At 61.4% G+C, this 8893-nt stretch carries 8 protein-coding genes; 6 read left to right on the top strand and 2 right to left on the bottom strand.

What is annotated here, in order from left to right:
* The first annotated feature begins 262 nt into the window (after positions 1 to 262).
* The 3 genes from HP547_RS14955 (at position 263) to HP547_RS14965 (ending at position 3675) form a co-directional block, all read left to right on the top strand.
* Positions 263 to 1618, top strand: coding sequence for a nucleobase:cation symporter-2 family protein (locus tag HP547_RS14955; RefSeq protein ID WP_172220431.1), 1356 nt, complete (start codon positions 263 to 265; stop codon positions 1616 to 1618).
* A gap of 135 nt (positions 1619 to 1753) precedes the next feature.
* On the top strand, positions 1754 to 2539 hold the full coding sequence (locus HP547_RS14960; protein WP_172220434.1) for an outer membrane protein OmpK: 786 nt from the start codon (positions 1754 to 1756) through the stop codon (positions 2537 to 2539).
* A gap of 353 nt (positions 2540 to 2892) precedes the next feature.
* A complete protein-coding gene (locus tag HP547_RS14965) occupies positions 2893 to 3675 on the top strand; it encodes an outer membrane protein OmpK (RefSeq protein WP_172220437.1) in 783 nt (260 codons plus the stop codon).
* Between the two features lie 137 nt (positions 3676 to 3812).
* On the opposite strand, the gene HP547_RS14970 is transcribed toward HP547_RS14965, so the two are convergent.
* Positions 3813 to 4727, bottom strand: a complete 915-nt coding sequence (locus HP547_RS14970; RefSeq protein ID WP_172286697.1) for a DUF808 domain-containing protein — start codon at positions 4725 to 4727, stop codon at positions 3813 to 3815.
* A gap of 132 nt (positions 4728 to 4859) precedes the next feature.
* Between HP547_RS14970 and HP547_RS14975 the strand changes: the two genes are divergently transcribed.
* Positions 4860 to 5471, top strand: a complete 612-nt coding sequence (locus tag HP547_RS14975; protein WP_014590197.1) for a TetR/AcrR family transcriptional regulator — start codon at positions 4860 to 4862, stop codon at positions 5469 to 5471.
* 203 nt (positions 5472 to 5674) lie between these two features.
* Here HP547_RS14975 and HP547_RS14980 read toward each other — a convergent pair whose 3' ends face one another.
* Positions 5675 to 6115, bottom strand: a complete 441-nt coding sequence (locus HP547_RS14980) for a heme-binding protein (protein ID WP_172220443.1) — start codon at positions 6113 to 6115, stop codon at positions 5675 to 5677.
* Positions 6116 to 6373: 258 nt separating this feature from the next.
* Between HP547_RS14980 and gcl the strand changes: the two genes are divergently transcribed.
* Entirely contained in the window at positions 6374 to 8149 is a 1776-nt protein-coding gene (gcl, locus tag HP547_RS14985; protein ID WP_172220446.1) for a glyoxylate carboligase, read from the top strand.
* Positions 8150 to 8206: 57 nt separating this feature from the next.
* On the top strand, positions 8207 to 8893 hold a 687-nt coding region (gene hyi / locus HP547_RS14990; RefSeq protein ID WP_172286698.1), incomplete at its 3' end, for a hydroxypyruvate isomerase.

The following is an 8893-nucleotide window of genomic DNA, read 5'->3' on the forward strand; positions in this document are numbered from 1 at the left end:
GAAGAGCGCAAGCTGGTCGGTGACTGGATCGCCAAAGGCGCCCCGGTGAACTGATACACAACTCTCGGGATCTCGCCGCTCCTGTGGGAGCGGGTTCACCCGCGAAGAGGCCGGTATTGCCGGCCTCGGTTTCAAGCCATACGCAACAAGCTAGCATCGAGCGTTCAGACTCAAGCGGGAATTCCAGGCTCTCTTCACCGGGAGCCTGCCGCTTGGGCCTGCCGCTTGGATCCGAGAATAAAAACAAAACTCGAGGTGCTGCATGTCCGAGTCACGCAAGGCGTACATCCCTGTTGCGCCGCCGCGAGAACCTCTGCCCTTGTTCCAACTGATACTGGTTGGCCTGCAACACGTCCTGCTGATGTACGGTGGCGCAATCGCTGTGCCGTTGATCATCGGTCAGGCCGCCGGTTTGTCCCGTGAAGAAGTCGCTTTCCTGATCAACGCCGACCTGCTGGTCGCCGGCGTCGCCACCATTATCCAGTCATTCGGTATCGGCCCGGTGGGCATCCGCATGCCGGTGATGATGGGTGCCAGTTTTGCTGCCGTCGGCAGCATGGTGGCCATGGCCGGCATGCCGGGCGTAGGCCTGCAGGGGATTTTCGGTGCAACCATCGCCGCCGGCTTCTTCGGCATGCTGATCGCGCCGTTCATGTCCAAGGTCGTACGCTTCTTCCCGCCACTGGTCACCGGCACGGTGATCACCTCGATTGGCTTGTCACTGTTCCCGGTGGCAGTCAACTGGGCCGGTGGCGGCCATGAAGCGGAAGCCTTCGGTTCGCCAATCTACCTGATGGTAGCCGGCCTGGTGCTGGCGGTAATCCTGCTGATAAACCGCTTCATGCGTGGCTTCTGGGTCAACGTGTCGGTGCTGGTGGGCATGGGCCTGGGCTACATCCTGGCCGGTTCCATCGGCATGGTCGATCTGTCCGGCCTGAGCGACGCACCGTGGGTGCAAGTGGTAACCCCACTGCACTTCGGCATGCCGACCTTCAGCCTGGCGCCGATCCTGTCCATGTGCCTGGTGGTGGTGATCATCTTCGTCGAGTCCACCGGCATGTTCCTGGCCCTGGGCAAGGTGACCGATCGCGAAGTTACCCCAGGCATGCTGCGTCGCGGCCTGCTGTGCGATGCCGGTGCATCGTTTATCGCCGGGTTCTTCAACACCTTCACCCACTCCTCGTTCGCCCAGAACATCGGCCTGGTGCAGATGACCGGGGTGCGCTGCCGGTTTGTCACGATCGTCGCCGGTGCACTGCTGATCGTGCTGAGCCTGCTGCCCAAGGCGGCCTTCCTGATTGCCTCGATCCCGCCTGCCGTACTGGGCGGCGCCTCCATTGCCATGTTCGGCATGGTCACCGCCACCGGGATCAAGATTCTGCAGGAAGCGGACATCGGCGACCGCCGCAACCAGTTGCTGGTTGCCGTGAGTGTCGGCTTCGGGCTGATCCCCGTGGTGCGTCCGGAGTTCTTTGCGCAGATGCCGCAGTGGATGGAACCCATCACCCACAGCGGTATTGCCATGGCCACGGTCAGTGCCCTGGTGTTGAACGTGTTGTTCAACATCCTCGGTGGCGCCGATCGCGCTGTGCACAACGACGCCTGTCACCAGCACTGAGTCGCAGGGCGGCGCAACGCCGCCCTTTCTCCCCTTTGCATTGATCGCAACACCGTCGGCCCGCCGGAATGGGCCGCCCGGGGCGCCTGCGCGCCAAAAAAACCCAACAAAAACAATAAGTCCGGGAACCACAACATGAAACGCATCGCATCAAGTCTCTTGCTGGGCAGCAGCCTGCTGGCCACCCTCCCCGCTCACGCTGGCGAATGGCTGCAGTGGCACGGCGAAAGCCTGACCTACCTGTACGGCAAGGATTTCAAGGTCAACCCGAGCATCCAGCAGACGGTGACCTTCGAGCACGCCAACAAATGGAAGTACGGCGACACCTTCATGTTCGTCGACAAGATTTTCTACAACGGCAAGCCCGACCCGGGCAAAGGCGTGACCACCTACTACGGCGAGTTCAGCCCGCGCCTGTCGTTCGGCAAGATCTTCGACCAGAAGCTTGCCTTCGGCCCGATCAAGGACGTGTTGCTGGCCATGACCTACGAGCGTGGCGAGGGCGATAACGAGGCCTACCTGATCGGCCCCGGCTTCGACCTGGACATCCCCGGTTTCAACTACTTCACCCTCAACTTCTACGTGCGCAACACCGAGGGCAGCCGCCCCGGTGACAATGTCTGGCAGATCACCCCCGGTTGGTCGTACACCATCCCCGTGGGCAGGTCAGACATTCTGATCGACGGCTACCTGGACTGGGTCACCGACAACGACCAGACCCGCCGCGGCACCTATCACGCCAACCTGCACATCAACCCGCAGGTCAAATACGACCTGGGCAAGGCGCTGAACCTGGGCGCCAAACAGCTTTATGTCGGCTTTGAATACAGCTACTGGAAGGACAAATACGGCATCGACAGCCGCGGTAACCTGGACAGTAACCAGAGCGTCGCCAGTGCCCTTGTCAAGGTACACTTCTAGAAAGTTGACCAAACGCACAAGTTTGTATCACCCCGCTCCAGGACGGAGCACTTGAGGCCCGGCGCGCAAGCCAGTAATCTGCGCGCCCCCTCGATCAGGGCAGAACGGATTCTGCCTGCGTTTACTGACCGCTCAGTCAATGAATACGGGCGGTTGGCCAACGTGTTGCCAGCCTGAAAGACCCTTTTCATCCGTTCAGAACGAAGTCGAGCAGGAAGGTTTTGCCAACCCGGAAAAGTTGGCCCAACCCTTGCCAAACAGCTGTGGCCTATCGAAAAAAGCTGACCCAAAAGACAAGAACAGCGCCACCACCGAGCGCTGACAACAGATCAACCAAGGGAGCGACACTCGCGATGCGTACCATCAATAGCCTGATCCTCGCCGGCGGCCTGCTGGCCTGCGGCGCCACCCAAGCCGACGACCTGCTGCAGTGGCAGAACAACAGCCTGACCTACCTGTGGGGCAAGAATTTCAAGGTCAACCCGGCGATCCAGCAGACGGTCACCTTCGAGCACGCTGACGGCTGGAAATACGGCGACAACTTCATCTTTGTCGACAAGATCTTCTACCAGGGGCAGAAAGACGCAGGTAACGGCCCGAACACCTACTACGGCGAGATCAGCCCGCGCCTGTCGTTCAACAAGATCTTCGACCAGAAGCTGGAATTCGGCCCGGTCAAGGACGTGCTGCTGGCGATGACCTACGAGTTTGGCGAGGGTGACACCGAAAGCTACCTGATCGGCCCCGGCTTCGACCTGGCCATCCCCGGCTTCGACTACTTCCAGCTGAACTTCTACAACCGCACCACCGATGGCAGCCGCGCCGGCGACAACGTGTGGCAGATCACCCCGGTATGGTCGTACACCATCCCGGTCGGCGATTCCGACGTGCTGATCGATGGCTTCATGGACTGGGTGGTGGACAATGACGAGAACCGCCGCGGCACCTACCAGGCCAACTTGCACTTCAACCCGCAGATCAAGTATGACCTGGGCAAGGCGCTGCACCTGGGCGAGAAACAGCTGTACGTGGGTGTCGAGTACGACTACTGGAAGAACAAGTACGGCATCAAGGACAGCGATGCCTTTACCACTGACCAGAACACCATGAGCTTCCTGGTCAAGGTGCACTTCTGACCTGATTGCGGGGGTCGCTTTGCGGCCCATTCGCGGGTAAACCCGCTCCCACAAGTTCCGCGCCGGGCTCAATGCAGGCGCTGCACCTGTGGGAGCGGGTTTACCCGCGAACCGGGGCAACGCCCCGGCCATGCGCACTAGCTGGCCGGCCGCACTAGCCGCCAAAGCTTGCCGGCCACCGCCACCACTGCCAGCACCACGGCACCGGCCACCACCCCGGCAACGCCGTTGAGCAACGCCCCGGTCAGCGCCCCGCCGCGCCCTTCGCTGAACGCCTCGATGGCGTGATGCAAAGGCGCGATGCCATGCACCAGAATCCCGCCGCCTACCAGGAACATGGCCGCGGTGCCGATCACCGACAGGCTCTTCATCATGTATGGCGCCGCCCGCAGGATGCCGTTGCCGAGCCCCTGCGCCAGGCGCGATGCCTTGGTAGTCATCCACAACCCAAGGTCATCCAGCTTGACGATGCCGCCGACCAGCCCGTAAACGCCAATGGTCATGACAATGGCGATGCCCGACAGCACGATGATCTGCTGGGGCAGCGGCGAGTCGGCGACGATGCCCAGGGTAATGGCGATGATTTCCGCCGACAGGATGAAATCAGTGCGCACCGCGCCTTTGATCTTGGCCTTCTCGAAGGCCACAAGGTCAACACTGGCATCCGCCACCGCCTCCTTGCGTGCCTCGTGTTGCGCCGCGTCATCCTCCTTGCTGTGCAAGAACTTGTGGGCCAGCTTCTCGAAGCCTTCAAAGCACAGGTACGCCCCGCCCAGCATCAGCAACGGCGTCACCGCCCAGGGGATGAAGGCACTGATCAGCAACGCCGCCGGCACCAGGATGGCCTTGTTCACCAGCGAGCCCTTGGCCACCGCCCATACCACCGGCAGTTCGCGGTCGGCACGCACTCCGGTGACCTGCTGGGCATTGAGCGCCAGGTCGTCGCCCAATACACCTGCGGTCTTTTTTGCCGCGACCTTGGTCATCAGCGAAACGTCGTCCAGCAAGGTGGCGATGTCGTCGATCAGTACCAGTAGACTGCTTCCTGCCATGTTGAGCTGTTTCCAAATGTGTGAATGAGCGGGAGTCTAGCCCAAAGCCGCTGCCTTGAGCGCCCGTCGAGCCCGGTGCTACCATGCCCGATCCCTCTTAGAGGTGGCCAGACACGAGGAAGATCCCTGACCATGAGCACCATTCGCGAGCGCAACAAGGAACTGATCCTGCGCGCGGCCAGCGAGGAATTCGCCGACAAGGGCTTCGCCGCCACCAAGACCAGCGATATCGCGGCCAAGGCCGGCCTGCCCAAGCCGAACGTGTATTACTACTTCAAGTCCAAGGACAACCTCTACCGCGAGGTCCTGGAGAGCATCATCGCGCCGATCATGCAGGCATCCACGCCGTTCAATGCCGACGGCGATCCGAAAGAAGTGCTGAGTGCGTACATTCGCTCGAAGATTCGCATTTCGCGGGACCTGCCCCATGCGTCCAAAGTGTTTGCCAGCGAAATCATGCATGGCGCGCCGCACCTGTCGCCGAACCAAGTGGAACAGCTGAACGAACAGGCCCGTCACAATATCGAGTGCATCCAGCGCTGGATCGACCGCGGGCAGATCGCCCACGTCGATGCCCACCACCTGATGTTCAGCATCTGGGCAGCGACGCAGACGTACGCGGATTTCGACTGGCAGATTTCGGCAGTGACCGGCAAGGCCAAGCTGGCTGACAGTGATTATGATGCGGCGGCCGAGACCATCATTCGCATGGTGCTCAAGGGTTGTGAGCCAGAGGTGGCCTGACAGGGCCAGTGGGGCTGCTTTGCAGCCCATGCCGGCAAGCCAGCTGCCACAGGTCCTCCACAGACCTGAAGATCGGTGAAGCACCTCTGGGAGCCAGCTTGCAGAAAACCATACAATCTCCCGCAGGGCCATCACAGATCTGACTGTGGTGTCCCTGTGGGAGCTGGCTTGCCGGCGAGGAGGCCAGAACAGGCAATAAAGGTTTAAGCTGCTACACCCGCATCCGCCCGCAACCCCACCTCCTCGATCGCACTGATCGCACACTGCTCGTCGATATCCGACGTATCGCCGCTGATCCCTACCGCACCCAGCACCTTGCCATCCTGATCACGAATCAGCACCCCACCCGGTGCCGGCACCACTGGCCGTTCCCCCAACCCGTTAAGCGCAGCAAAGAACGCCGGACGCTGCTGTGCATCCAGTGCCAGCAAACGCGAGCCCTTGCCCAGTGCAATCGCCCCCCAGGCCTTGCCCGTGGCCACCTCGGGCCGGATCAGGCTGGCACCATCCTCGCGCTGCAGCGCCAGCAGGTGCCCGCCGGCATCCAGCACCGCCACGGTCAGCGGCGCGGCGTTGATCTTGCGGCCCGCTGCCAGCGCGGCATTGACCAGGCTGACGGCGAGTTTCAGGTTCAAAGCATTCATGCAAAAGGTCCTCTTCTTGTTGTGAGAAGCCCTGAGGGCAGTTGAAAACCGATCACACAAATAGAACACAACGAACGGCATTTTTGTATACAATATTTTCAAATGATCGTATGCGATAGCGCAAACCCCTGTTTTCACGGGCGCTCAGACGAAAGCCAGCTGACCCGATGAAAACCCATTGACCTAAACCGTCAGGCGTGAATACACTCTGTCGCAAAGCAAGTTGTATACAATTACAAAATCGATGAGGCACAACCCATGAGCAAAATGAGAGCAATCGATGCAGCCGTTCTGGTCATGCGCCGTGAAGGTGTAGATACCGCGTTCGGCATCCCAGGGGCTGCCATCAACCCGTTGTACTCGGCCCTGAAGAAAGTCGGTGGCATCGATCACGTCCTCGCTCGCCACGTCGAAGGTGCCTCGCACATGGCCGAGGGCTACACCCGTGCCAACCCAGGCAACATCGGCGTGTGCATCGGCACTTCCGGCCCGGCCGGCACCGACATGGTCACCGGCTTGTACAGTGCCGCTGCCGACTCCATCCCGATCCTCTGCATCACCGGCCAGGCCCCACGTGCGCGTCTGCACAAAGAAGACTTCCAGGCTGTCGACATCACCAGCATCGTCAAGCCGGTCACCAAGTGGGCCACCACCGTTCTGGAGCCAGGCCAGGTGCCTTACGCCTTCCAGAAGGCCTTCTACGAAATGCGTACCGGCCGCCCAGGCCCTGTGCTGATCGACCTGCCGTTCGACGTGCAGATGGCCGAAATCGAATTCGACATCGACGCCTACGAGCCACTGGCAGTCAACAAGCCGTCCGCCACTCGCGTTCAGGCCGAAAAAGCCCTCGCCATGCTCAATGACGCCGAGCGCCCACTGCTGGTAGCCGGCGGCGGCATCATCAACGCCGACGCCAGCGACAAGCTGGTCGAGTTTGCCGAACTGACCGGCGTACCGGTGATCCCGACCCTGATGGGCTGGGGCACCATCCCGGATGACCACGCACAAATGGTCGGCATGGTCGGCCTGCAGACCTCGCACCGCTACGGCAACGCCACCCTGCTGAAATCCGACCTGGTGTTCGGTATCGGCAACCGCTGGGCCAACCGCCACACCGGCTCCGTCGACGTCTACACCGAAGGCCGCAAGTTCGTGCACGTCGACATCGAACCGACCCAGATTGGCCGCGTGTTCACCCCGGACCTGGGTATCGTTTCCGATGCTGGCAAGGCGCTGGACATGTTCCTCGAAGTGGCCCGCGAGTGGAAAGCCGCTGGCAAGCTGAAAGACCGTGCCGCCTGGCTGGAAGACTGCCAGCAGCGCAAGGCCAGCCTGCAGCGCAAGACCCACTTCGACAACGTGCCGGTGAAACCGCAGCGCGTGTACGAAGAAATGAACCAGGTGTTCGGCAAAGACACCTGCTACGTCAGCACCATCGGCCTGTCGCAGATTGCCGGCGCGCAGTTCCTGCACGTGTACAAACCACGCCACTGGATCAACTGCGGCCAGGCCGGCCCGCTGGGCTGGACCATCCCGGCAGCCCTGGGCGTGGTGAAAGCCGATCCGAAGCGCAAGGTTGTAGCGCTGTCGGGTGACTACGACTTCCAGTTCATGATCGAAGAACTGGCAGTGGGCGCGCAGTTCAACCTGCCATACGTCCACGTACTGGTGAACAACGCCTACCTGGGCCTGATCCGCCAGGCGCAGCGTGGCTTCGACATGGATTACTGTGTACAACTGGCGTTCGAGAACATCAACTCGACCGACGCCGCCAGCTACGGTGTGGACCACGTAGCCGTGGTCGAAGGCCTCGGCTGCAAGGCCATCCGCGTATTCGAGCCGGCCGAAATCGCCCCTGCCCTGCTCAAGGCGCAGAAGATGGCCGAAGAGTTCCGCGTACCGGTGGTTGTCGAAGTGATTCTCGAGCGTGTCACCAACATTTCGATGGGTACCGAGATCAACGCGGTCAACGAGTTCGAAGACCTGGCCCTGGTCGGCAACGACGCGCCTACCGCGATCTCGATGCTCGACTGATTGCCTGACGCCCCCGCGCCAGCACGGCCGGGGGCTCTATTCTGCAAGGAGACAACCATGCCTCGCTTCGCTGCCAACCTGTCCATGCTGTTCACCGAACAGGACTTCCTGGCCCGCTTCAAGGCTGCCGCAGACGCTGGTTTCAGCGGCGTCGAGTACCTTTTCCCGTATGACTTCAGCGCCGCCGAAATCAAGCAGCAGCTGGACGCCAACGGCCTGACCCAGGTGCTGTTCAACCTGCCGGCGGGCGACTGGGCCAAGGGCGAACGTGGCATCACCTGCCACCCCGACCGCGTCGAAGAGTTCCGCGCCGGGGTCGACAAGGCCATCGAATACGCCAAGGTGCTCGGCAACACCCAGGTCAACGCCCTGGCCGGCATTCGCCCGCAAGGCCTGCAGTGCGCCGACGTGCGCAAAACCTTCGTCGACAACCTCAAGTATGCCGCCGACAAGCTCAAGGCCGCCGGGATCCGCCTGGTCATGGAAATGATCAACACCCGCGACATCCCGGGCTTCTACCTGAACACCACCCAGCAGGCCCTGGAAATCCAGGCCGAAGTGGGCAGCGACAACCTGTTCCTGCAGTACGACATCTACCACATGCAGATCATGGAAGGTGACCTGGCTCGCACCATGGAAACCAACCTGAAGCTGATCAACCATATCCAGCTGGCCGACAACCCCGGCCGCAACGAGCCAGGCACCGGCGAGATCAACTACCGCTTCCTGTTCGAGCACCTGGAC

The organism is Pseudomonas sp. CM27, assembly GCF_013179515.1.
In the GTDB taxonomy this organism is placed as follows: domain Bacteria; phylum Pseudomonadota; class Gammaproteobacteria; order Pseudomonadales; family Pseudomonadaceae; genus Aquipseudomonas.